The following is a 24,434-nucleotide window of genomic DNA, read 5'->3' as shown; positions in this document are numbered from 1 at the left end:
GGCGGGGTGGGCACGGCGGCCGGGGGTCCGGTGGACGGCAGCCTGGGTGCGGGCCGTGGTGTGGGTGCGGTCGCGGGTGCGGGGGTGGTCAAGGGCAGACGGCGAGCGCGTCGAGGGCCACGGCGCCCTGTCCGCGCGGCAGCACCACCAGCGGATTGATGTCCAGCTCGGCCAGGTCGTCGCCGAGTTCGAGCGCCATCCGCTGCACTCGCAGGACGGTCTCCACCAGTGCGTCGAGGTCCGCGGGCGGCGCTCCGCGCACACCGTCCAGCAGGGCCCGGCCGCGGAGTTCGTCGAGCATCGCGCGCGCCTGGTCCTCCCCGAAGGGCGGTACACCCACCACGACGTCCCGCAGCACCTCCACCAGCACCCCGCCGAGGCCGACGGTCACGGTCGGCCCGAAGAGGCTGTCGCGGGTGACGCCGACGACCATCTCGACGCCGCGCTCGATCATCTGGCAGACCAGCACCCCGTCCAGCGGCACGTCCTCGTAGCGCGCGATGTCGGTGAGCTCGCGATAGGCGTCCCGGACCTGGCTGGCCGAGGTCAGCTGGACCTTGACCAGGCCGAGTTCGGTCTTGTGCGCGAGCTGCGGCCCGGAGGCCTTCATGACCACGGGATAGCCGACCTGGCTCGCGGCCCGTACGGCCGCCGCCGCGCTGGTCACCAGCTGCTCACGCGGGACCCGGATGCCGTAGGCGCGCAGCAGCTGCTTCGCCGCGTGCTCGCTGAGCTGCTGGCCCGGACGCATCAGGGCCTGTGCCTTGCGCGCGGACGGGGACAGCACGCGCGGGGCGTCGTCGAAGGGCGAGCGGTAGCCGTCGACGAAGCGGTGGTGGTCGAGGTAGGCGCGGACGGCGGTGATGCAGTTGGCGAAGGTGCGGAAGGTCGCCACCCGCGAGGAGCCGAGGAGGGTGCGGCGGTAGGCGTCCTCCGTACCGACCGGCGAGCCCCACACCACACACACCAGCTTGTCCGTCTGCTCCGCCGCGTCCACCAGGTCCTGCGCGAGCTTGTCGCTCATCGGAGGGAAGGGGCCGGTGATCGGGCAGATCAGTACGCCGATGGCGGGGTCGGCCAGGATCGCGTCGAGGATCTTGCGGCCGCGCCAGTCGCCGACCGGGTGCCCGCCGTTGTCGACCGGATTGGCGACGTGCAGGTACTCCGGTATCCACTGGTGCAGTTCGGCCTGCTTGGCGGGGCCGAGGGTGGGCAGCCGCAGACCGGCCGCGGTCGCCAGGTCGGAGAAGTGGGCACCGGTGCCACCGGAGATCGAATAGACGGCGACGCCCTCGGCGGTGGGCTTCCTGGCGCGGGCCAGCAGCGCCGCGGTGTCCTGAAGCTCGTCGAGCCCGTCGACCCGGATCACCCCGAACTGCCGCATCGCGGCGTCCACGACCTCGTCCGCGCCGGTGAGCTTGCCGGTGTGCGAGGCGGCCGTGCGGGCACCGGTCTCGGTGCGGCCGACCTTGACGGCGACGACGGGCACCTTGTTACGGGCGGCCCGGTCGGCGGCCAGCAGAAAACTGCGGCCGTCCTTGAGCCCTTCCACATACGCCGCGATGGCCCCGACCTCGGGGCGGGTGGCGAAGTAGGAGAGGAAGTCGGCGGTTTCCAGATCGGCCTCGTTGCCGGTGGGCGCCCAGTGCGAAAGGCGGATGCCCAGCTCCTGGAGGCTGAAGACGGGACGGCCCTGGTGGCCTGACTGGGTGATCAGGGCGATGGCCGGTCCGTCCAGGTCCGTACGGAACTTCTCGAAGGCGTTGAGGTTGGTGTTCGGGCCGAGCAGCCGGAGCCCGGAGCGGGCGACGGCCTCGGCCAGCCGCTCCTGGGCGGCCGCACCGCGCTCACCGGTCTCCGCGAACCCGGAGGCGAAGGCCACCGCGAACTTCACCTTGGCCTCGGCGAGTTGCTCGATGACCGGCAGTGGGTCGCCGACCAGGAGGACCGCGAGATCGACGGGTTCCGGCAGATCGGCGACGGAGGCATGGCAGGGCTGCCCGAAGACCTGGGCGCGTCCCGGGTTGACGGGGTGCAGCCGGGCGCCGACCCGTTCCGCCCAGGCGACCAGCTGACGGGTGATGCCGGTGTTGGGACGGCCCTCGCTGTCCGAGGCGCCGATCACCGCCACGGACTCGGGCCGGAAGAACCGGTCCAGGTCGGGCACCGGAGCGTGCAGCGGACGGCCGCTGACATCCCGGTCGACGGGGCAGGCGCCCTGGCCCCCGCCGTCGCGATGCGGTTCACTCATGCCGTGGACGGTGTGTGGTGGTTGCTCCCCACAGGCCACGACGCGGGCCGGCCGGGAGTGAGTGGTGAGGGTGCCGTGAGTCGATCCAAGCATCGCAGACGCCCGCTCCTGTGTGACGGCTCTCCATAACTGACGCATAGTCAGATTACTTGAACTGACGCTCTGTCAGGAATGGGGCTGCAGGGGAAAGCTTGCGTGATCCCCGGCCGTCGCTCCAGGGCTCGGGCGGATCGCGCGCCGCCCGCCTCGATGGCCGTGCGGTCCCCTTGCGCGCCCGGCCCGCTTCGGCTGAACTGACGTACCGTCAGGAGTGGATGTCGCCCTGTGCGCGAGGGGCGGGCAGACATGGTCGTTCGACGAGGTGCTGGGGGTGTTCCGGTGAGGGCCAGGGCTGATACGGAGACGCGGAGTGCGGAGGCTCGGGGCGGGGAGTCCCAGGGCGCGGCACGGAGCGTCGCGCGGTGCGATCTGCCGGAGGTGGATGACTTCACCCGGCCGTACTGGGACGCGGCGGCCGAGGGGCGGCTGCTGCTGCGCCGCTGCCGGGCGGTGGGCTGCGGTGCGGCCCACCACTACCCGCGCGAGTTCTGTCCGTACTGCTGGAGCGAGGACGTCGGCTGGGAGCCGGCCACCGGCCGCGCCACCCTCTACACCTGGTCCGTCGTGCACCGTAACGACCTCCCGCCGTTCGGCGACCGGGTCCCGTACGTCGCGGCCGTGGTCGATCTCGCCGAAGGCCCCCGGATGATGACCGAGATCACCGACTGCCCGGAGCCGGAGCTGCGGATCGGGATGCCGCTCGTGGTGCACTTCCGGGGAGTGGGGGAGGCCGGCGGCGAAGGTATCGGCGGGGCCGAGGGCAACGCCGGGGCCGAGGGCGCCGCGGTAGCCGTCCCCGTCTTCCGCCCGGCGTGAAGCCGCGCCCCCGGGTCCCGACTCCGCCCACGGCCCCACCCCGGAGTTCCGGCCTCGCCCCCGGCGCCCCGGCCCGGTCCACAGTGCCCCGCCCCCGACCACGGCACCCCGCCCCGCCCCCGCGTATTCCGGTGGCGCCCCCGCCGGGCCCGAGGCATGCTGTGGCCGTGCAGATCCGTGAGGCGACCGCGGCCGACTGGCCCGCCATCTGGCCCTTCTTCCACGCCATCGTGGCGGCCGGGGAGACCTATACCTATCCGCGGGACATGGACGAGGCGGCGGGCCGCGAGGCGTGGCTGCTGACGCCGCCCGGCCGCACGGTCGTCGCCGTCGACGACTCCGGCACGGTCCTCGGTACGGCCAAGATGAACCCCAACCACATGGGTGGCGCCTCGCACATCGCCAGTGCCAGCTTCATGGTCGACCCGCAGTGCGGCGGCCGCGGTGTCGGCCGGGCCCTGGGCGAACACGTCCTGACCTGGGCCCGCACCGAGGGCTACCGGGCGATGCAGTTCAACGCCGTCGTCGAGACCAACACCGGCGCCGTCGCGCTCTGGAAGTCGCTGGGCTTCCAGATCATGACGACCCTCCCCGAGGGCTTCCGGCACCCCACCAAGGGCTATGTGGGGCTGCACATCATGTATCAGCAGTTGTAAGGGCTAGCTGGTGCCACCCGCGCCGGCCGCGCCTCACGGCCGGAGCAGACCCTGCTCACGCCTCACGGCCAGAGCAGCTCCTGCGCCCAGCGCCCGTTCTCGTAGCGGTAGTTGAGCCGTACGTGCCGGCGCTGCGCATCGCCCTGGAAGAACTCGACCTCCTCGGGGCGCAGCACATACAGCGTCCAGCTCGGCACCGGCGCCGCCGGCTCGCGCCGGGCGCGCTCCCACGCCGCCTCCGAGGCGCGCGCCAGCTCCCCGACAGAGCCGAGCACCTCGCTCTGCCGGCCGACCAGCGCCGCGGCCAGCGCGCCCGTGGAGCGGTGGTGCAGATCGGCCGCGCTCTCCTCGGGCCCCGCCACGGTCACCGGCCCGCTGACCCGCACCTGGCGGCCGACCGCCGGCCAGTAGAAGCCGAGCGCCGCCCGCGGCCGCACGGCCAGTTCGCGGCCCTTGCGGCTGCCGCGGTGCGAGGCGAAGTGCCAGCCGCGCTCATCGGCGTCATGCAGCATCAGGGTTCGCACGGAGGGGTTGCCGGCCTCGTCCGCCGTGGCGAGCGTCATGGTGTGCGGCTCGGGGACACCGGCCTCGGCTGCCTCCCGCAGCCACTGCCGGAACAGGGGGAGCGGCTCGGCCGGGGCCGTCGCCGGGACGAACGACGGCAGTGCGACATCCCAGACCCGCAGCCCGCGCAGCAGCTCGCGGAACGCCTGGGCGTCCGCGTCGTCGGCGTGCTGCGCCGGGGCGCCGGCGGGGCGGGCGTCCGGAGAGTCCTGGTGCGCGCGGTGATCGCTCATGTCAGGCAGCGTACGTCGGGCTTCCGGCGGCCGGAGCGTGCCCGCTGGCCGGAGGGCGCCCGGTGGCTGGAGCGCGCCCAGTGGCCGGAGCGTGCCCCGTGGCCGCGACCAGTACGGGATGGTCCTTGAGGGTGATCGCGTTGGCGCCCCGCTGCACCTCCTCGGCAATCTTCTTCGCGACCAGGTTCTTCCACGGCATGTACGGCAGGATCCGCAGCATCAGATGCCGGAACCGGATCTGCCGCCGGGTGTCCGCCGTCATCTCCTTGGCGAACTTCTCGGCCAGCGCGTGATTGACCGCGACATAGCCGCGCATCTCCTTCTCGTAGGCGTCGAACGCCTCCTGCGGCTCGCGGCCGGCCACCGCGAGCTCCCCCGCCAGCACATACGCGCCGACCAGCGCCATCCCCGTGCCCTGCCCCGAGGCCGGTGAGGCGCAGTGTGCGGCGTCGCCGAGCAGCACCACCCGGCCGCGCGACCAGCGGTCCATCTCGATCAACTGGAGCCCGTCGAAGTAGAAGTCGTCCGCCGCACGGGCCGCTTCGAGCAGCCGCGGGATCTGCGTCCAGCCGTCGGACGGGCGGACGCCGACATCCTTGAACGCGGCGTCGAGCAGGGCCAGTTGCCGGTCGGGCTGCCGGTGGTCGTAGGCCAGCCGCGGCGAGCGGAAGGTGAGCAGTCCCTTGGCCGCCGGGTCCCCGGCCGAGCTGTAGACGCAGCTCAGCCTGCCGGGTACCGCGTGGTACAACTCCTCGCGGTCCAGGCCGAGTTCGTTCGGCAGTGAGAACGCGGAGATATATGCCCCGAGGTGCCGTACGAACTGCTCCTCCGGGCCGAAGGTCAGCCGCCGGACGTTCGAGTGCACCCCGTCCGCGCCGACGACGAGGTCGAAGCGGCGGGGCGCACCCCGCTCGAAAGTGACGTCGATGCCGCTGCGACCGTGGTCGTGCCCGTCCGCCCGCTCGGTGAGGGACGTGATCGAGTCGCCGAAGACGTACTCGACGTCCGCCCGGGTGCGTTCGTAGAGGATGCGCGCCAGGTCGCCCCGCATGATCTCGTCGTCCCGGCCGACCCGGGCGCCGAAGAGGGCGGCGGGGAGGGTGGCGATCCGCTTGCCGTCGTCGTTCACATACGCGCCGGTCCGCATGTCCGTACTGGCGCGATGGATGTCCGCCAGGATCCCCATCCGTTCGGCGACCTCGACCGCCGCACCCCGGATATCGACCTTGTAGCCGCCGGTCCGCAGCTCGGGGGCGCGCTCGACGACGGTCACCGCGAAGCCGTAGCGGTGCAGCCAGTGGGCGAGCGCCGGACCGGCGACGCTCGCGCCGGAAATCAGCACGGTCCGGGGGCGGGTGCGGGAGGGCGGCGAAACGGTGCCGGACATGGCGGGGTTCCCTTCGGGGTCGTGGTGCATTCGCTGACCGATGGCTCGAACTATACGAGCGTCTTAAACGCTTGTCTATGACGTTTGTTTAAGTCGCGCGGGGAGGGGCGTTCGGGCCTATGTCCCGCTCTAGGACGCATCCCGTCCTAGATGCTCACTAACGTCGGTACGGGCAATGGCACTGCGAAGGAGCAGACGTTGAGCGAGATCAGCATCAATCAGCCGCTCGGTACGCCGACGTGGATCGATCTCGGGGTTCCGGACCTCGACCGGGCGAAGGCGTTCTACCGCGCGCTGTTCGGCTGGGAGTACGAGGAACGGTCGGCGGCGACCGGCCCGTTCACCCTGTGTCTGCTGCGCGGCCGACGGGTGGCGGCGCTGCGGTCGGTGTCCGCCGCGGATGTCGAGGGCGAGTCGTGGTGGCTGCCGTATCTCGCCACGGACGACTGCGACGCCGTGGCGAAGCAGATCGCCGAGTGCGGCGGGACGGTGCTGCTGCCGCCCTCGGACGTGGCGGGGGCGGCCCGTACGGCCGTCGTCGAGGACCCCGTCGGCGCCCGCTTCGGCCTCTGGCAGGGACGCACGCTGCCGGGCTGTGAGCTGGTCAATGAGCCCAACACCCTGGTCCGCAACGACCTCGCGTCCCCGGACCCCGGGCCCGCCCGCCGGTTCTACACCGCCGTCTTCGGCTTCACCCTCGACGGCAACGACGATCTCCCCGGCTTCGACTTCACCTTCCTGCGCCGGCCCGACGGGCATGAGGTCGGCGGAGTCTTCGGCGATCCGGCGGCGCGGGCGTCCCGCTGGCAGACCGTGTTCGAGGTGGCGGACACCGATGACGTGGCGGCCCGCGCCGTTGCCGCCGGCGGAACGGCCGGTACCCCCGAGGACGCCCCCTACGGGCGCATGGCCGCACTCACCGACCCCTTCGGGACGTCCTTCAGCGTCATCACCCGCCCGCCCGCGGCCTGATCCGGGCCCGCCCCCCTCGGAGGTCCGTCACTCGCGCCCCAGCACCACCGTCCCCGACGAACAGAACCAGCCGCCCGTGCCGGAGGCGACCGCGAGCTGGGGCAGCCGGCCGCCGGGTCTATGGACCTGGCGGTCCGGGCCGGCCTCGCCGCGGAGCTGGCGCACCGCCTCGACCAGCAGGAACAGCCCCCGCATCCCGGGGTGGCAGGCAGCCAGCCCGCCGCCGTCGGTGTTGACCGGCAACGCCCCGTCCCGCAGCAGCCGCCCCTCCCCGACGAACGCCCCGCCCTCGCCCTTGGCGCAGAAGCCCAGGTCCTCCAGCGTCACCAGGGTCATATAGGTGAAGGCGTCGTAGATCTCGGCGAGGTCGATCTCGGCGGGGCGGACCCCGGCGCGGTCGAAGGCCAGCCGGCCGGAGACCGCGGCGGGGGAGACGGTGAAGTCGTCCCACTCCGACATGGTGGTGTGGGACACCGCGGTGCCCGAACCGAGCACCCATACCGGGGGTTTGGCCAGGTCGGGGACGTAGTCCTCGGCGACGAGCAGGACCGCGCAGCCGCCGTCGGAGCGGATGCAGCAGTGCAGTTTGGTGAACGGGTCGGCGATCACCGGTCCGTCGAGCACGTCGTCGACGGTGATCGGGTCGCGGTACAGGGCGTCCGGATTGGCCGCCGCGTTGGCGCGTGCCTGGACCGCGACCTGGGCCAACTGCTCCAGGGTGGTGCCGTATTGGTGCATATGGCGGCGGGCGGCCATGGCGTATTTGGCGATCAGGGTGTGCCCGTAGGGGACCTCGAACTGGAGCGGGCCACGGGCACCGAACGACAGGTTCGCGGTGCGCCGCCCGGCCTTGATGTCGGCGCGGGCGGTGGAGCCGTAGACCAGGAGTACGGCGTCGGCATGCCCGGCGGCGATCGCGTCGGCGGCGTGCGCGGCGAGCACTTCCCAGGTGGCGCCGCCGACCGAGGTCGAGTCGACCCAGGTGGGGCGCAGCCCCAGGTACTCGGCGACCTCGACGGGTGCGAGGGTGCCCAGACCGGCCGAGGCGAAGCCGTCGATCACCGCCCGGTCCAGCCCGCTGTCGGCGAGTGCCCGGCGGGCGGCCTGGGCGTGCAGGGCGTACGGGGTGGCCCGGTCCACGCGCCCGCAGTCGGACAGCGCGACTCCGGCGACGGCGACCTTGCGATTCCCGTAAGTGGTCCCTGAGGTCATGAATCTGACGGTACATCAGATCTCGTGGGGCGGGCAGGGCGCGGAGTGCGGAGCCGCCCGCCGCCCGCCGCCCGCCGCCCGCCGTCCGCCGCGCCCGGTGGCCGGAAGGTGACGGCTGCCCGGCGCGGACGCCGTCCGGGGCAGCCAACTTAAAGCGATTATCGGAGAATCAGAGATATGCCGCGGCCTTTAAAAGGCTTCCGGAGGACGGTATTCTCACATCGCTTTGTGCAATTCACCGGCCGCTTCCGGCCGGTTGACTGCTCGCTGTTTGCCCATGCGGTGAAGCAGACATTTCCGCGTGCGGGACAAAGATCGTCCCGCCTGCCTCAGGGAGTGTCATGTTCGCCTTTACACCACACATTCCGGTGCCGGCGCAGGCGCGGGGTTCCGGATTACGGGCCGAATTCGTGGCAGGGGCCGTTATTCCCGTGGGCACCATGCCCCAGGGAATTGCCCTTTCGCCCGACGGAACCCGTGTCTATGTCGCCAACCGGGGCTCGGACTCGGTCAGCGTGATCGACACCGCCACCAATACCGTCACGGCCACCATCCCCACGGGGGCCGGTCCCGGCGGCGTGGCGATTCTGCCGGACGGGACGCGCGCCTATGTGGGCCTCGCCGACTCCGGCCAGGTCAGCGTGGTCGACACCGCCACCAACGCCGTCCTCACGGACATCCCCGTAGGGGTGGGGGTGGCGATGGTGGCGATCACCCCGGACGGCGGCCGCGTCTATGTGTCGCGGCAGACCACCAACACGGTGACCGTGATCGACACGGCCACCAACACCGTCACCGACGTCATCACCGTCGGGGACGGGGCGACCGGCGTGGCCATCACGCCGGACGGGGCCCACGTCTACGTGGCATGTCTCGCCTCAGGGGCGGTCAGCGTGATCGACACCGCCACGAACACCGTCAGCAACACCATCCTCGCCGGCCCCGTCCCCATCCTGCTGGCGGTCGCCCCCGACGGGGCCCGGGTCTATGTCACCAACGTCGGCAACTCCACGCTGGGCGTGATCGATACGGCTCTCGGGGTCGTCACCGACACCATCGGCATCAGCGCTCAGCCGCGCTTCCCGGCGGTGAGCCCGGACGGCGCCCATGTGCTCGTGGGGAACTCCCTCCCGGACACGGTGAGTGTGATCGACACCGCCACCCTCACCGTCGTCGAGAACATCGGCGTGGGGGCCGGCCCCACCGGCCTCGTGTTCTCCTCCGACGGGACGCGCGCCTATGTGGTCAACTCCGAGGCCGACACCGTCAGCGTCCTCGCGACGACCGTGCTTCCCGACCAGGGGTCGACGGCGGGCGGTGGCGCCGTGACGGTGACCGGTCACCACTTGGCCAACGCCACCGCCGTGCGCTTCGGTACCGCGCAGGCCGGTATCACCGCCAATACGGATACCTCGCTGACCGTCACCGAGCCCGCCGGATCGGGTGCCGTCCCCGTGACGGTCACCACCGCGGGGGGCACCGGCATCCTCGGCACCTTCTACTACGTGGTGCCGCCCGCCCTCGCCGGCATCAGCCCCGCCTCGGGGCCGGTCGCCGGCAGCGACGAGGAGATCGTCATCACCGGCCGTAACCTGGCCGGAGCGATCGATGTGTACTTCGGCACCAGCCGCGCCGTGATCCAGAGCGCCTCCGACACCCAGCTCACCGTGCGGGCCACCGGTGCCCCGGCGCCGGGCGGCGTCGCGGTCACCGTGACCACCGCCGGCGGGAGTGCCGGGGGGCTGGCCTACACCTACGTCGGTTCCTCCACCGTCACCAACGTCAGCCCCAATACGGGCCCGACGTCCGGCGGCACGGTCGTGACGATCACCGGCACCGGTCTCGCCTACACCGAGCAGGTCACCTTCAACGGCACGCCGGCGCCCTTCGGGGTCCTCTCCGACACCACCGTGACCGCCACGTCCCCGCCCAGCGGCGCCGCCGGCACCGTCGGGGTCGTGCTCACCGGCCCCGCCGGCGACATGCCCAGCGGCTCGTTCACCTACGTCGCCGATCCCGAGATCTGACACCGGACATGCCGGACGGCCGGCCGGGCGGACCCGGCCGGCGCGGCACCGGCACACCGAGTTTCCGGCCGACCGGAAGTCCGGCCGACGGGCCGGGCGGACGGCGCGGGGCCATGCCGTCCACGCGCGAGCGGCCGGGAAGGAGTGCACCCCACGGCATCGCCGTCCGAGCAATTCCCTTCCAGTCCCAGAGGAGAAAACTGTGCGTCCCTTCAAGCAGATCGTGCTGACCGCGGCCACCGGAATGTCGGCCCTTCTTTTCTGCGCCCCCGCCGCGGCCGCGGCGAGCGGCGCCGGCGCCGATTCCTTTCCCCCGAGAGAGGAAGTCTTCCAGCTGGTCGCCAAGCAGACCCAGGGCACGTTCGTCGATGTGGACGGGTCGTCCGGGCCCAGCCAGGGCGACGAATTCGTCATCACCGGGGATCTCTTCCGCGGCGTCGTCCCGGTCGGCACCTACAGCCAGATCTGCACGTTGACCCGGACCGCGCCGAACGACGAGTTCGACCTCCAGTGCGCGGCCGATCTCGCGCTTCCCCTGGGGCAGATCACCGTGCAGGGCCGGTTCACCGTCACCTCCGCCGGCCCCGGCAACATCGACCTCGCGATCACCGGTGGCACCGGGCGCTACCGCACGGCCCACGGCAACGTTCACGGCGTCAACGTCAGTGACACGGAAACGAACCTCACCGTCCATCTCATCCGCTGACCGGCGGCGAGCCAGACGAGCCGGGTCGCGGTGACGTGACCCGGCTCCGTCCTGCGCTCCGCGGTCCGGAAGCCATGGTCTCCTGGCGCTCATTGCGAACCCGGCCTAGGAAAGTGCACCCCCCGTCCCTACTATGACGGCCCGTCAGATCGGAAGCGGGGGCCCGTCGGACCGGACGGGCGTTGTCGCACGGCCGGGAGGAGCCCGCCGATGGATGCCGCGTTCACCGAGGAGCAGCACGAGATCCGCCGCACGCTGCGCGAGCTGCTGCTCAAGCGCTGCGGTCCGGACGAGGTCAAGGCGGCGGTACGCACCCCACCGGGGTACGACACCCAGCTGTGGCAGCAGCTCGCCGGCCGGCTCGGGCTGCCCGGTCTGGCGCTGCCCACGGCGTACGGAGGGGTGGGCTGCGGGCCCACCGAACTCGCCCTGGCCTGCGAGGAAACCGGCCGCGTCGTCCTTCCCTCACCACTGGTCGCGACCGCCGCGCTGGCCGCTCCGCTCCTCCTCGCGCTGGGCAGCGAGCGCCAGCGCACCACCCTGCTCCCGGCCCTCGCCGCCGGGGAGCTGACCGCGACGCTGGCCGTCCCGGGCGGACAGCTCGCCACCGCACTGGCGCTGACCGGGCCGAACGACGGTGACTGGGCGGGTGGCGGCCGGGCCGGCGGCATCCAGGCGAGGAGGGTGCCGGAGGAGGGCGCGGACGCCCCTTCGCGCAACGGCGGGCGGCCGGGCGGCGGCTGGCGGCTGTACGGCGAGGCCGGGCAGGTGCTCAACGGGCACACCGCGGACGTGCTGGTGGTGGCCGCGCACACCGGCGGGTTCGCGCAGAGCCGCACCCTGCTCTTCCTCGTACGGGCGGGGGACGCGGGCGCGGTCCGGCCCGGCGCGGAGCCCGGTGTGCCCGGTCTGCTGCGGACCCGGCAGACCGCGCTGGACGAGACCCGGCCGCAGGCCCGCCTCGAACTGCGCGACGTACCGGCCGAGTTGCTGGGTGAGGGGGACGGCGACGCGGCGGCGGTGGCGCGGGCGCTCGCCGCGACGGGGGTGGTGGCGGCCGCGGCGCTGGCCGCCGAGGCGGTGGGCGCGGCCGATACGGCGCTGGCCCGTACCGTCGCTCACGTCCAGCAGCGGGTGCAGTTCGGCCGGCCCATCGGCTCCTTCCAGGCGGTGCAGCACCGGCTCGCCGATCTGTATGTGGCGCTCCAGGCGGCCCGCTCGGCGGCGTACTACGCGGCCTGGTCGGCGGGCGGCGGACGGGCCGCGCCCGGTGGCCCCGGGGCGGCCGAGCCCGGGGTGGGGGCGCTGGCGCTCGCCCAGGCGCTGGAGGCCCTGCGGGCGGTGGCGGCCGAGGCGGTGCAGCTGCACGGCGGTATCGGCTTCACCTGGGAGCACGAGGCGCATCTGTACTTCAAGCGCGCGGCCTGCGACGAACTGCTGCTGGGACCCGTGCACCGGCTGCGGGCACGGGCCGCCGAGGAGGCGGGGCTGTTCCCGGACGGGGCGGCGGAGCCGGGCGGTGCGCCGCTCGCGGGCCCAGCGCCGGAGACGGTGGAGGTCTGATGCGCCCGGGTGAGCGGCTGCTCATGAAGGTCTCCGCGACCCGTGCGTTCGCCCGGACCGCGCCGTACGTGATCCCCGCGCTGGACCGTGCGGTACACCGGCTGACCCGAGGAAAGGTGCTGCTCAGCGCCCGGATGCTGCCCGGAGTGGTGCTCACCGCGACCGGGGCCAGGAGCGGGCGGCCGCGGCGGACCCCGCTGGCGTGCGTACCGCAGGACGACGGCAGCTGGCTGCTGGTCGGCAGCAATTTCGGGCGGCCGGGGCATCCGGCCTGGACCGGGAATCTGCTCAAGAATCCGGAGGCCGAGGTGAGTTGGCGGGGCCGGGACATACCGGTGCGGGCCCGGCTGCTGTCCGGTGAGGAGCGGGCGCGGGCCTGGCGGGCGGCGCTGGCGCTCTGGCCTCCGTACGCCGCGTATCAGGCGCGGGTGACGCGGGAGATCCGGCTGTTCCGGCTGGAGCGGCGCTGACCGGACCGGTGCGCAACCCCGGCCGGTGGGCCGCCAACGCGCAGCGGGCGCCGTGCCGGACCCCGGAGGGCCGCGCGGCGCCCGCTGCGTGTGGTGTACAGCTATGGCAGGACGGACACAGGACCGATGGCGAACCGTCCCGGGAGCCCCGGGACTTCGAGGCGCGGCAGCTTCTCCGGCCGTTTCCCCGACTGCTATCGCGGTGGCTTCGTTATTTGGTCGGCTTCTTTCCGGTGACACCGAGGTGCACCAGCAGCGCCAGATTCGGCTTGAGCTCGGCCTGCTTGACGCCCCAGCTCTGGAAGCCCTTCTGGTGCGCGGCGACCGCCGCCAGCATGGCGACCATCGAGCCGGCAATGGCGGCCGGGCTCACGTCCTTGTCGACCTTGTTCTTGCTCTGGAGGTCCTTGATGGAGTCCGTAAGGGAGTTGGTGACGGCATTGAGGATCTTCATGCGGATCTTGTAGAAACGCTTGTCGCCCTCGGCCGCGCCCAGGTCGACGACGCGCAGAATCGCGTCGTGCTTGCGCCAGAAGGAGAGAAAGCCCTCGACCAGATCTTCCGCGGTCTGCCAGGCGGATTTGCCCACCCAGGAGCGTCCGGCGACAAGATCGGTCAGAGTGGCGCCTTCTTTGGCCATCTCCTCGGCGATTTCGAGGACGGCGCCCTCGACGTCCGGGAAGTACTGATAGAACGTTGCGGGTGAAGTCCCCGCTTTTCGGGCTACATCGATGACCTTGACGTCCCGATAGGGGGACGAACTGAGCATTTCACTGAGGCAGTCGAGAAGCTTTTGCCGCGTCGCCTGTCCGCGGCGGCCGGCAACTCTGCCGTCGACGGTTCGAACTTGTCCTGTCATGCCGTCAGCTTACCGAGGGGTGATCGGAGCGCGATTTGGCTGCCTGCAAATGGGGATGGGGGAGTTAAGGGTGCATGCCCCCGGGGAGTGCCCTGGTGGCGGGCCCGGGCGCGGTCACGGCTTATCCGGCGCCGCTTGGTCCGTACCGGTGAACGGTGTTATCAACAGCCTGTGGACAACTTTGGTGGATAAGCGGTCACCGTCCGTGCAACAAGTGCACGCCGACGACTGCCGGTTGGGCCTCCCGGCCTCGCTTCCGCCGGTCCCGCCGCCCTCTCCTCCGGTTGCCGGACTCGATTCCCCGTTCGATTTCCTGTCGGGCGGACTACGTGAACCGGCGCTAGCTTGGACATATCGCCGCCGCGACGGTGGCCGCTGTCCGCTGCCCGCACATCAATCAAGGCGCCACGCCCGGCGCGCTGGCACCGAAATGACCTTCGAACGCGCAGAATTGGGGCCTGGGGCCGCAAGCGGCGACGGGGAGGGCAGGGCCGGTGGGGGATGGGTGCGCGCGGTCGGTGGCACGGAATGGTTCCGGCCGCCGCGGCCACCGGATGCGCCGGGGACTCAACCGATTTCCTCATGTGCGCGTCAAACGGAATGGTGAACGTCCAGATAGTCGGCGGTGCCTCGCGCAGGGGACCCGGAACCGATCGGTAACCCTGTGGTCAATCGCCCGTCGGCGGACGTATCGGAGCACGTCAGGCGGGGTGGGGTGACATCGGGTAACGGGGCCGGTGCGGGCTACGGGAGGTATGCCGTGACACGACGGACAGGCCCCGGGTTCGCAACCGTCGGCTCGGCCAGGAAGAATCAGCACGCGTACGGCCGTTTCGGCCAGGCGGTGAGACGCTGCACGGGGCAGTGGCTCTCGGCGGCTCGTGGCTAGTGAGAGTCTCTTTTTATGCCCCACGGGGAGGTGGCAGGTAAGTGGTGGAGCAGCTGAAGCAGCTGACGCAGCACGATCCCCGGCGGATCGGCCCGTTCGAGGTACTCGGTCGTCTCGGGGCCGGCGGCATGGGACTGGTCTATCTCGCGCGCTCGGCGTCCGGGCGGCGGGTGGCGATCAAGACCGTGCGTACCGAGCTCGCCGAGGACCAGCTGTTCCGGGTCCGCTTCACCCGCGAGGTCGAGGCGGCCCGCGCGGTCAGCGGCTTCTACACGGCCGCGGTGGTGGATGCCGACCCGCGCGCGGCGGTGCCCTGGCTCGCGACGGCCTATGTTCCCGCGCCCTCCCTCGAGGAAATAGTCAATGAGTGCGGGCCGCTCCCGGCCCAGGCGGTGCGCTGGCTGGCGGCCGGGATCGCCGAGGCACTTCAGTCCATCCACGGCGCGGGCCTGGTGCACCGCGACCTGAAGCCGTCGAATGTGCTGGTCGTCGAGGACGGCCCGCGGGTGATCGACTTCGGTATCGCCTCCGGGGTGTCCAACACCCGGCTGACGATGACCAATGTGGCCGTCGGCACGCCCGCCTACATGTCGCCCGAGCAGGCCCGGGACTCGCGCAGTGTCACGGGCGCGAGCGATGTCTTCTCCCTCGGGTCGACGCTGGTCTTCGCCGCCACCGGACATGCGCCGTTCCATGGCGCCAACCCCGTCGAGACCGTCTTCATGCTGCTGCGGGAGGGCCCCGACCTGGCGGGCCTGCCGGACGAACTCCGTCCGCTCATGGAGTCCTGTATGCAGATGGAGGCCGGCCAGCGGCCGTCCCCCGCCGATCTCCAGTCCCAGCTCGCCCCGCACCTCTTCGGCTCCGGCAGCGACGACAGCGGTACCGCCTCGGCCTGGCTGCCGCCCGGCGCGGTGGGCCTCATCGAGAGCCGGCGCGGCGGCCGCACCACCGTGCCCGGCAACGGTCAGCGGGCCGGTTCCGGCCGTGGCGCCGTCCGCCCGGCGCCCGCCGCGCCGCCGGCCCCGCCCGCGTCACCCCCGATGCCCGCCGCGCAGCCCGTCCACGCGGCGCCGCGGCCGGAAAGCGTCTCCGCCGCCGCGGAGTCCGGCTGGCCCGGCCAGATCGGTGCGGGCCCCGGTGCGCACCGCGGCGGCGACCCGCGCAGTGGCCACCCCGGCCCGATGCCGCAGCCCGCGGTGCTCGGCCCGGACGCCTCGACGGCCCGTGCGACCCCGGTCTCCGCGCCGCCGCCCGCCGCCGCGCTGTCCTCCGCACCGCCCCTCCCGTCGACCGCCCCCGGGGACGGCGCCGCCGGTCCCGTACAGCTCGGTGGTTCGCCCGCTCCCATAGGGCCGGGGCCGCGCGCCGACGCCCCGCCGCCGCGTGCGCAGGCCGGTGCCGCGACGAACTGGGTACGGCCGCCCGGCGCCGGGCCCACGACCGGCGTGCCCCCGCAGGGCCCGGCCAACGGCGGGGAGAGCCCGCCCCGAGGTGAGGCCGCGCCGCCCCCGCCGCCCGAGGCACCGCCCGAGGCGGGCCGCTGGCGCCCCTGGCGGTTCCGGATGTCGAACGATGTGTGGGGCACCCCCGCCGTCGCCGACGACCTGCTCTATGTCACCTCCTTCGAGGTGCACGCGCTCGATGTGGCCAGCGGGCGCCGCAAGTTCAAGACCCGTGACGTCGCCTGGGCGATGGCCGTCGAGGACGGCCGGATCCACGCCTCGGACGGCCCGAGCCTGTACGCGCTGGACGCCAACGACGGCACCGAGCGCTGGCGGCTGAACACCGAGGGCTGGGTCTACGCCCTCAAGGTCGACCGCGGGACCGTCGTCACCAGCACCCGCGGCGGCGGCATCCAGGCATGGGAGGCCGCCAACGGCCAGCTGCTGTGGGAGACCGGCGGCGTCCAGACCGACTTCGAGACCGCCGAGGCCGGGCCCGTGGTGCACGAGGGCACGGTCTTCGTATGGGCCGACGCCCGGCTCAAGGCACTGGAGGCCCGGACCGGCGCCGAGCGCTGGTCGTATCCGGTGGGCGACGCCGCGGCCTGCGGCGGGGTGCCGATGCGGCTGCTGCCGGCGTCGGACGGCGCGGTCTATGTCGTGGCCGGAACCCGGGTGCTGGCGATCGACATCGCACGCGGCGATGTGCGCTGGCACTTCGAGGCGCCCGCGGTGTTCCTGAGCCCGCCCGCCTTCGCCCCCGGCCCGGCCGTCACCGGCGGCGGGGTCTATCTGGCGGACTACCTCGGCACGGTCTACGCGCTGGACCCGGCGGACGGCCGCGACCGCTGGCGGATCGCCACCGAGGCCCGGCAGTCCACCGAACCGGTCCTGGTCGCGCACGGCGCCGTCCATCTGGGCAGCGGCAAGGCGCTCTACACCCTCGACGCGGTGACCGGCACCCCGCGCTGGCGGTTCCAGGCCGGCGCGGAGGTCATCGGCGCACCGGTCGTCGCGGAGGGCCGGGTGCACTTCGGCTCCGCCGACCACTGTCTCTACACGCTCGACGCGATGGGCGGCCAGCTGCGCTGGAAGCTGGCGACCGGCGGCGAGATCACCGGCTCGCCGGTGGCGGTCGGCGGTGTGGTGTACGCGTGCAGCAAGGACCGCTGTGTGTACGCGCTGGACGCGGCCAAGGGGACGGGGCTGGCGCGGCGCTCGTGAGGCGGGGCCGGGCCGCGCGCCGCTTCCCTTAGGGGCCTGGGCTGCGGACCGACTTCCGTAGGGGACGGGCGCCGCTTCCCGTAGGGGACGGGCCGTTCGTCAGGGGACGGGCTGGGTCGCCGTCCTGCATCTGCCCGTCCCGTATCTGCCCGTGGGTCTACTCCCGTTCCTCCGGCGGGCGTTCACGCCGATCGGGCTGTTCGGGCGGCTCGGGCTGCTCGGGCTGTTCGGCCTGGGTGGGGCGCGGCTGACGGTGTTCCCTGCCCCACTCCACCGGGGGTGTGGGCGGCTGCTGATGGCCGGGCCGGGTCGGCGGCGGAGGGGGCGGCGGCCGCTGTTGCTGTTGCTGTTGCGGTTGCTGCGGGGGCGGTGGTGGGGGCGGGGTGACCGGCAGGGGAGTGGTGGGGGTGTCCTGCCCCTGCCCGTACGGGCCGCCTCCGGGGCCGCCGGGGCCGGCCGGGGGCCCGGCGGCGGGGGTGGGGCCGGTCGGGTACGGCTCCGGATTCCACTCCTCGGCCCCGGGGCGTCCCGCGTCCCACGGTTCGGGCGTCCCCGGGGGGTAGGGCGTGTAGGGGGCGTAGGGCCCGTGTTCGTCGTACCGCTCGTCGTACCGCTCGTCGTACCGCTCGTCGTACCGCTCGTCGTGCGGATAGCGGCCGTAGCGGCCGTCGTCGTACGGCCGGTCGTCGTAGTCCGAGCCGTAGACCCGGCTGGGGCGGCCCCGCATGATCAGGGCGCCGAGCAGCAGCAGCGCACCGCCGCCCAGGGCGTTGGCGACGCCCACCCCCAGGCCCCGGGCGCCGGCGGTCAGTTCGCTCGCGGCCTGGCCCTGGCGGACCATCCACAGAATGGTGAACCCCAGCACCACCAGGCCCGCGAGGGCGACCAGCCCCCGGGAGCGCAGGGCGACACCGATCAGGGTCAGCAGGGCGGCGAAGGCCATGGGGAGGAGGACGGAGCCGAAGAGTGCGGCGCTGTTGTGGGTGACCCCGTTGAAGAGGTCCTCGATCCGCACGTCACTGCCGTGACGGCCGTCGTACCAGGGACGGAAGGGGCTCCAGACGGCGGCCGCCGCTCCGGCGAGGGCGATCAGCGACCCGAGAACGTTGCGCACCACGGGCGTCGCCTCGCTTCGGGTCGTCCGGTCATCCTCCGGGACCGACGCTACGCCTGAGCCCTGGTGGGCGCGAGCCACGTACGTCCGCCCGCGTTGCCGGGGCCCGTAAGGGGTGTCACCTGTGCTTGCTAGGGTGCCGTGCACGCGTCAATTGAAGAGTGATGAGCTCAGAGTTTCCACGGGGGATGGGCAGAATGAAGCAGCGCATGCGCACGGGCATCCGCGGGGGTACCCGTACGGGTACCAGGGCAGCGGTCGCGGCCGGACTGGCGCTGGTGACGGTGGCGACGGTGAGCGGCTGTGCCTTCGGCCGGCCCCGGGTGAAGGTGCCGGTCTCCTTCCCGAGCCCCACGGACTCCAGCTCGTACGACGCGTCCGCGTCCGCGTCCCCGGCGTACGAGCCCACCTACTCGCCCTCGCCGACCCAGGAGACCTACGACCCGGACGGGCGGTCGGATGTCAGGGGCAGCAGCTGCGACTTCTCCGATTCGCTGCGTCAGTTCACCTACACGGTCTCCATCACCAACCCGTCCATGAGCGATTCCTTCTCCTATGACATGGCCGTCAACTGGATGAAGGCGAAGCCGGCCGACGGCAAGGCGTACGGGCTGCACGAGCGCTCGATCACCGTCGGTCCCGGCGACACCGAGACGTACACCGCCAAGTACACCGTCAACCAGTCCTCCATCGGGCAGTTCTGGTTCACCTGCGAGATCACCCGGGCGCACAAGACCCGGATGTGACGCCCAGGACCCCGTAGGTGAGGGGTCACCTGATCAGGGGGTGACCGCTCCGGCTACCGCCCGGCCCGCCGTCCTGGTCGCCGGGCCGTCCGTCCTCCCGCTTCCGGTCGGCGAACAGTCCGGCCTGGCGGTCCGGGGGCAGATTGCCCAGCGCGATCAGCTGGGGGGCGTGCGCCAGGGCCTGCGATCTGGCCGCCTCCTTGGCCGCCCACAGGGCGCGTACCGTGCCCTGGACCGCCCCGGTCGGCTGGGCGGCGAGCACGGCCGCGCGGCGCAGCGCCACCTCGGCCGCGGCGCCCGGTGCGGTCAGTTCGGAGACCAGACCGATCTGGTACGCCCGGGAGGCGCCCAGCCGCTCCGCCGTCCCCATCAGGGCCAGCCGGGCGGCCTCCCCGTAGGGCATCCGCTGCGCCATGAAGACCGACTCGTACGCGCTGACCATCCCGTAGGTGGTGTGCGGGTCGAAGAAGGTGGCGTTCTCGGCGGCGACGAGGAACTCGGCCTCGCCCAGGAGGTAGAAGGCGCCCCCGCAGGCCATGCCCTCGACGGCGGCGATGACCGGCTTCCACAGGTCGTTGGCCTTCGGGCCGATATGGAGCAGCGGATCGTCGACGGAGTAGGGGGAGGACGGCTGGGGGACATCGACGGAGCGGTCGATGCCGGTGCAGAAGGCCCGGCCGCCGGCGCCGGTGAGCACGGCGGCCCGTACGGTGTCGTCGAAGCGCAACTCCCGCCAGACGGCCGCGAGTTCGTCGGCGGTGGCGAGGTCGATGGCGTTGTGCCGCTCGGGCCGGTCGAGGGTGACCAGCGCGACCCCGTCGGCGCTCTCCGTGCGGACCGTCATGGCCGCTCCAGGAGCCAGCGGGGTACGGTCACGCCTCCTGGCATGGTGTGGAAGACGGCCTTCACCGGGGCGCCGATGCGCAGCCGGGCCGGGTCGACGGAGTTGAGCGGGGCGTCGGCGGCGGTGACGAGGTTGCCGACGAGCCGGATGCCCGGGGCCTCGGCCAGTTCCACGATGATCGCGTTGTAGCCCGGCTGCTCGGCGTACGCGGGCAGCAGCGGCGGGTGCGGCAGGACGTAGGACCAGATACGGCCGCGGCCGCTCATCCGCTGCCAGCGGGCGGCGAAGGACCGGCAGTGCGGGCAGCAGGGCCGGGGCGGGAAGCGCAGGGCGTCGCAGTCGGCGCAGGCCTGGATGCGCAGCTCGCCTTGGGCGGCGTACTCCCAGAAGGGCGCGCCGTCGTCGTCCGGGACGGGAAGCAGCAGGCCGGAGCCGCTGCCGGAGCGATTGTCAGTGGCGGGTGCCACGCTCGGTGTCATGGCATCGCGAACGGAATCCCGCACGGACTCACGAACGGATTCGCGCCCTGACTCACGAACGGGCTCCCGCACGCTTTCGCGCACGGACTCGGGTGCGGCATCACGAGGGCTCAAGGCGTATCAACTCCTCAGCAGCAGGGCCGAGGTGGGCACGCCCTCGCCCGCGGTGACCAGACAGGTGGCGGCGTCGGGGACCTGCGCGGTGCCGGTGCCGCGCAGCTGCTTGACGCCTTCATTGATCAGGTTGAAACCGTGCACATACGCCTCGGAGAGACCGCCGCCACCGGTGTTGAGCGGCAGCCGGCCGCCGATCTCCAGCGCGCCGCCCTCGGTGAAGGCCGCGCCCTCACCGCGTCCGCAGAAGCCGTAGCCCTCCAGCGAGAGGGGGATCAGGGGGGTGAAGGCGTCATAGATCTGCGCCACGTCGACGTCCTGCGGTCCGAGGTCGGCGGCTTTCCACAGGTGCCGGGCGGCGGTCCAGGCCGGGCCGGTGAGCGGGTCGTCGGTCCAGTAGTTGACCATGCCGTGGTGCTGGGCGGGCAGGCCCTGGGCGGCGGAGTGCACGTAGACGGGCCGCTGCCGGCAGTCGCGGGCGCGCTCGGCGGAGACCACGACGCAGGCCAGCGCGCCGTCGGTCTCCAGGCAGTTGTCGAACAGGCAGAGCGGCTCGCTGATCCAGCGGGCGGTCATATACATCTCGCGGGTCAGCGGGCGCTCGTACATCATCGCGGCGGGATTCTGGTTGGCCCGGTTGCGGCAGGCGAGGGCGACATTGAAGAGGTGGTCGCGGGTGGCGCCGTATTCGTGCATATAGCGGCGGGCCAGCATGCCGATCTCGTCGGCGGGGCGCAGCAGTCCGAAGGGGCGGGTCCACTGTCCCGGGGTGGGCAGCTGGACCTGGGTGTTCTTCCAGGGGCGCGGCCCCGAGCCGCGTTTACGGGACCGCCAGGCGACGCCGACGCTCGCCTGGCCGGTGGCGATGGCGGCGGCCAGATGCGCCACCGTCGCGCAGGAACCCCCGCCGCCGAAGCCGACCTTGGAGAAGTGGGTGAGGTCCCCGGCGCCGATGGCCTTGGCTATCTCGACCTCGTCGGTCTCCTCCATCGTGTAGGAGGCGAAGGCGTCCACCTCCGAGGGGGCGATTCCGGCGTCGTCCAGCGCCGCGACGATCGCCCGGCAGGCCAACGTCTTCTCCGATTCCGGGAGTTGCCGGGCGAACGGGGTCTGTCCGATACCGGCTATCGCCGTAGCGTCCTTGAGGGTCGCCCCCATCGCCACCTCCGTGGTCGGTCGCCAGTGCTGACAGCGGAGGAGGCTACCGCTAATCTGACGGTCAGTCAGCTAGTGGCGTACAGCTCTTCGCCGGGAGGCAGTGCGATGCACGACGACGTGGATGCGCGGGCGGACCTGGAGTACGGCGTCATCCCCCGTCTGGTGCGCACGGCCGCGCGGCGGTACGGCTCCCGGGAGGCCGTGGTCGAGGGCCGCACCCGCGTCTCGTACGCCGAGCTGGGCGAGCGGGTGGAGCGGGCGGCCGCCGCCTGTATCGCCTCCGGGGTCGCGCCCGGCGACCGGGTGGCCGTATGGGCGCCCAACACCCTGGACTGGATCGTCTCCGCCCTCGGGGCCGTCACCGCAGGCGCCGTCCTGGTCCCCGTCAACACCCGCTTCAAGGGCACCGAGGCCGCCTACGTCCTGCGCCGCACCCGCGCCAAGCTCCTCTTCATCACCGGCACCTTCCTCGGCACGTCCTACGTCGCCGCACTCCGCCGCGCCGCCCGGGAAGGCACCGGCCCCGGCCCGCTGCCCGGACTCCCGCGGCTGGAGAAGGTCGTGGTGCTCTCCGACGACGCCCCCGCCGACTTCTCCACCTGGCAGGAGTTCCTCGCCGACGGCGCCGCGGTGCCCGCGGAGACCGTCCGCGCCAGGGCCGACGCCCTCCGCCCCGACGCCCCCTCGGACCTCGTCTTCACCTCCGGCACCACCGGCCACCCCAAGGGCGCCGTGATCACCCATGCCCAGACCCTGCGCGCCTACGACGTCTGGAGCGAACTGGCCGGCCTCCGGGAGGGCGACCGCTACCTGATCATCAACCCGTTCTTCCACACCTTCGGCTACAAGGCCGGGATCATCGCCTGTCTGCTGCGCGGCGCGACGATGATCCCGCAGCCGGTCTTCAGCGTGGAGACCGCGCTCGCCAAGATCGCCGCCGAACGGATCTCCGTCCTCCCCGGCCCGCCCACCCTCCATCAGCAGCTCCTCGACCACCCGGCCCGCGGCCGGCACGACCTCTCCGCGCTGCGCCTGGTGGTCACCGGCGCCGCCGTCGTCCCCCTGGAGCTGGTCGAGCGGCTGCGCAGCGAGCTGAAGATCTCCACCGTCCTGACCGCCTACGGCCTTTCGGAGAGCTCCGGCGTCGTCACGATGTGCCGCCGCGGCGATCCGCCCGAGGTGATCGCCGCGACCTCCGGCCGGGCGCTCCCCGGCACCGAGGTCCGGATCGTCGACGCAGCGGACCGCCCGGTGCCGCCCGGCGACCCCGGCGAGGTGCTGGTCCGCGGCTACCACGTGATGTCCGGCTACTTCGAGGACCCGGCCGGCACCGCCCGCGCGCTCACCCCCGACGGCTGGCTGCGCACCGGCGACGTGGGCGTGCTCGACGCGGACGGCAACCTCCGGATCACCGACCGCATCAAGGACATGTTCATCGTCGGCGGCTTCAACGCCTATCCCGCCGAGATAGAGCAACTCCTCGGCCGCCACCCGGACATCGCCGAGGTCGCCGTCGTCGGCATCCCCGACCCCCGCCTCGGCGAGGTGGGCAGGGCCTACGCGGTCCGCCGCGCCGGCTCCCTGCTCACCGCCGACGATCTGATCGCCTGGTCCCGCCGCGAGATGGCCAACTACAAGGTCCCGCGGGAGGTCACCTTCGTCCCCGCCCTCCCGCGCAACGCCAGCGGCAAGATCCTCAAGACCCGGCTGCGGGAGGGCGCCCCGGGGCCCGCGCCCCCCGCGTGACCGAGCCGCCCGGCAGCCGTCCGGGGCCCGCGCCCGCCGTATGACCGGGCCCCGCCGGCCGTCCGGGAACCCCGGCTACGACGCCGGCGGCGTCCAGTCGGGCCGGCGGCCGCTGAGCGCCACCACCTGGTCGAGGAGCGGGGCATCCGCCGCCACCGCCACCGGCGGGCCGAACGGCCCGCGGTCCCCGCCCTCGGCCGAGGGCGCCAGCAGCGCGTACGAGACCCCGAGGCTCGCCGTGTCGGGCGCGTACTCCTGGCCGGTGGCCCGCGCCAGGTCCCAGCCGTGCAGCACCAGCTCGTTGAGCGCGATCCGGCCCGCGATGGCCGCGGGCAGGTCGACTCCGCCCGCCTGCGTCTCGCCCTCCCAGGCGTCCGGGGCGTGCCAGGCCTCCGTCATGCCCACCAGATTCCGGTCCAGCTCGGCGCGCCAGCCGGACTCCACATCGGGCACCGACGTGCCAGGGGAGACGTTCGTCATCGGCCCGAGGTCCTTGCGCGCCGCCGCCTGGAAGGCCGCGGTCAGGCCGACGAGATGGCCCAGCAGATGGCGCACCGCGTACGCCTCGCAGGGCGTGGGGGCTTCGAGCTGCTCATCGGCGGTGCGGGCCGCGAGCTGCGACACCAGCCGGGCCTGCGTCGCGAAGTCGATCGTCTCGGTCATCGTCCGGATCCTTCCGTCCTGCCGGTGCGTGTTGGCGGGCGACCACCGGTGCGGCCCGCCCCCACGCGCTGCCTCTCCCAGTGAAGACTCCACCGGACCCCGGAACTCATCGCCACACCGCGGCCCGGCCCCGGCCGGGGCTGTCTGGCGGAGCGGCGACGGGCTCGGGGGTGTGGGTGGTGACTCGGGCCGGTGCC

The 24,434-nt window shown here is 72.7% G+C and carries 20 protein-coding genes; 10 read left to right on the top strand and 10 right to left on the bottom strand.

The features are described from left to right. Positions 1 to 88: 88 nt before the first annotated feature. Entirely contained in the window at positions 89 to 2,344 is a 2,256-nt protein-coding gene (locus tag QT196_RS17200; RefSeq protein ID WP_168479850.1) for an acetate--CoA ligase family protein, read from the bottom strand. A gap of 375 nt (positions 2,345 to 2,719) precedes the next feature. On the opposite strand from QT196_RS17200, the gene QT196_RS17195 reads away from it, so the two are divergent. Next, positions 2,720 to 3,166 (top strand): OB-fold domain-containing protein, encoded by a 447-nt coding sequence (locus tag QT196_RS17195; protein WP_290356673.1) that lies wholly within the window; start codon positions 2,720 to 2,722, stop codon positions 3,164 to 3,166. A 167-nt stretch (positions 3,167 to 3,333) separates the two neighbouring features. Further along, on the top strand, positions 3,334 to 3,822 hold the full coding sequence (locus QT196_RS17190; protein ID WP_290355209.1) for a GNAT family N-acetyltransferase: 489 nt from the start codon (positions 3,334 to 3,336) through the stop codon (positions 3,820 to 3,822). 62 nt (positions 3,823 to 3,884) lie between these two features. On the opposite strand, the gene QT196_RS17185 is transcribed toward QT196_RS17190, so the two are convergent. Next, complete coding sequence (locus QT196_RS17185) at positions 3,885 to 4,619, bottom strand: pyridoxal 5'-phosphate synthase (RefSeq protein WP_168479846.1); 735 nt, start codon at positions 4,617 to 4,619, stop codon at positions 3,885 to 3,887. Position 4,620: 1 nt separating this feature from the next. Further along, the gene (locus QT196_RS17180; RefSeq protein WP_290355208.1) at positions 4,621 to 6,006 is read right to left on the bottom strand and encodes an FAD-dependent monooxygenase; all 1,386 of its coding nucleotides are present in this window, start codon (positions 6,004 to 6,006) and stop codon (positions 4,621 to 4,623) included. A 198-nt stretch (positions 6,007 to 6,204) separates the two neighbouring features. On the opposite strand from QT196_RS17180, the gene QT196_RS17175 reads away from it, so the two are divergent. After that, the gene (locus tag QT196_RS17175; RefSeq protein WP_168479842.1) at positions 6,205 to 6,978 is read left to right on the top strand and encodes a VOC family protein; all 774 of its coding nucleotides are present in this window, start codon (positions 6,205 to 6,207) and stop codon (positions 6,976 to 6,978) included. A 27-nt stretch (positions 6,979 to 7,005) separates the two neighbouring features. On the opposite strand, the gene QT196_RS17170 is transcribed toward QT196_RS17175, so the two are convergent. Next, complete coding sequence (locus QT196_RS17170) at positions 7,006 to 8,190, bottom strand: acetyl-CoA acetyltransferase (RefSeq protein ID WP_290355207.1); 1,185 nt, start codon at positions 8,188 to 8,190, stop codon at positions 7,006 to 7,008. 440 nt (positions 8,191 to 8,630) lie between these two features. On the opposite strand from QT196_RS17170, the gene QT196_RS17165 reads away from it, so the two are divergent. From QT196_RS17165 to QT196_RS17150, 4 genes are all read left to right on the top strand, one after another. Further along, complete coding sequence (locus QT196_RS17165; protein ID WP_290355206.1) at positions 8,631 to 10,217, top strand: IPT/TIG domain-containing protein; 1,587 nt, start codon at positions 8,631 to 8,633, stop codon at positions 10,215 to 10,217. 202 nt (positions 10,218 to 10,419) lie between these two features. After that, positions 10,420 to 10,923 (top strand): dirigent protein, encoded by a 504-nt coding sequence (locus QT196_RS17160; RefSeq protein WP_168479836.1) that lies wholly within the window; start codon positions 10,420 to 10,422, stop codon positions 10,921 to 10,923. 210 nt (positions 10,924 to 11,133) lie between these two features. Continuing rightward, positions 11,134 to 12,486, top strand: coding sequence for an acyl-CoA dehydrogenase family protein (locus QT196_RS17155; RefSeq protein ID WP_168479834.1), 1,353 nt, complete (start codon positions 11,134 to 11,136; stop codon positions 12,484 to 12,486). After that, on the top strand, positions 12,486 to 12,956 hold the full coding sequence (locus QT196_RS17150) for a nitroreductase family deazaflavin-dependent oxidoreductase (protein WP_168479832.1): 471 nt from the start codon (positions 12,486 to 12,488) through the stop codon (positions 12,954 to 12,956). The genes QT196_RS17155 and QT196_RS17150 overlap by 1 nt, the downstream gene beginning before the upstream one ends. A 211-nt stretch (positions 12,957 to 13,167) precedes the next feature. Here the strand turns inward: QT196_RS17150 and QT196_RS17145 are convergent, their stop codons facing one another. Continuing rightward, positions 13,168 to 13,815 carry a TetR family transcriptional regulator gene (locus tag QT196_RS17145; RefSeq protein ID WP_168479830.1) on the bottom strand — a complete coding sequence of 216 codons (648 nt, stop codon included), beginning with the start codon at positions 13,813 to 13,815 and terminating at the stop codon, positions 13,168 to 13,170. A 930-nt stretch (positions 13,816 to 14,745) separates the two neighbouring features. On the opposite strand from QT196_RS17145, the gene QT196_RS17140 reads away from it, so the two are divergent. Beyond that, complete coding sequence (locus QT196_RS17140; RefSeq protein WP_266738478.1) at positions 14,746 to 17,373, top strand: PQQ-binding-like beta-propeller repeat protein; 2,628 nt, start codon at positions 14,746 to 14,748, stop codon at positions 17,371 to 17,373. A 157-nt stretch (positions 17,374 to 17,530) separates the two neighbouring features. Here QT196_RS17140 and QT196_RS39385 read toward each other — a convergent pair whose 3' ends face one another. Further along, positions 17,531 to 18,490, bottom strand: a complete 960-nt coding sequence (locus tag QT196_RS39385; RefSeq protein WP_356948474.1) for a hypothetical protein — start codon at positions 18,488 to 18,490, stop codon at positions 17,531 to 17,533. Between the two features lie 194 nt (positions 18,491 to 18,684). On the opposite strand from QT196_RS39385, the gene QT196_RS17130 reads away from it, so the two are divergent. Beyond that, positions 18,685 to 19,233: a hypothetical protein gene (locus QT196_RS17130; protein ID WP_290355205.1), complete on the top strand. Its 549-nt coding sequence runs from the start codon at positions 18,685 to 18,687 to the stop codon at positions 19,231 to 19,233. A gap of 25 nt (positions 19,234 to 19,258) precedes the next feature. On the opposite strand, the gene QT196_RS17125 is transcribed toward QT196_RS17130, so the two are convergent. From QT196_RS17125 to QT196_RS17115, 3 genes are all read right to left on the bottom strand, one after another. Then, entirely contained in the window at positions 19,259 to 20,077 is an 819-nt protein-coding gene (locus tag QT196_RS17125; RefSeq protein WP_290355204.1) for an enoyl-CoA hydratase/isomerase family protein, read from the bottom strand. Next, positions 20,074 to 20,556: an OB-fold domain-containing protein gene (locus QT196_RS17120; protein WP_168479824.1), complete on the bottom strand. Its 483-nt coding sequence runs from the start codon at positions 20,554 to 20,556 to the stop codon at positions 20,074 to 20,076. The genes QT196_RS17125 and QT196_RS17120 overlap by 4 nt, the downstream gene beginning before the upstream one ends. Before the next feature lie 120 nt (positions 20,557 to 20,676). Then, a complete protein-coding gene (locus QT196_RS17115; protein WP_266738484.1) occupies positions 20,677 to 21,828 on the bottom strand; it encodes a lipid-transfer protein in 1,152 nt (383 codons plus the stop codon). Positions 21,829 to 21,933: 105 nt separating this feature from the next. Between QT196_RS17115 and QT196_RS17110 the strand changes: the two genes are divergently transcribed. After that, positions 21,934 to 23,574 (top strand): FadD3 family acyl-CoA ligase, encoded by a 1,641-nt coding sequence (locus QT196_RS17110; protein ID WP_290355203.1) that lies wholly within the window; start codon positions 21,934 to 21,936, stop codon positions 23,572 to 23,574. A 75-nt stretch (positions 23,575 to 23,649) separates the two neighbouring features. Here the strand turns inward: QT196_RS17110 and QT196_RS17105 are convergent, their stop codons facing one another. Next, the gene (locus QT196_RS17105; RefSeq protein WP_266738488.1) at positions 23,650 to 24,237 is read right to left on the bottom strand and encodes a TIGR03086 family metal-binding protein; all 588 of its coding nucleotides are present in this window, start codon (positions 24,235 to 24,237) and stop codon (positions 23,650 to 23,652) included. Positions 24,238 to 24,434: the final 197 nt, after the last annotated feature.

It is taken from the genome of Streptomyces sp. P9-2B-2, from assembly GCF_030406865.1.
In the GTDB taxonomy this organism is placed as follows: Bacteria; Actinomycetota; Actinomycetes; order Streptomycetales; family Streptomycetaceae; genus Streptomyces; species Streptomyces platensis.
This window is presented reverse-complemented; position numbering and strand designations above follow the sequence as displayed.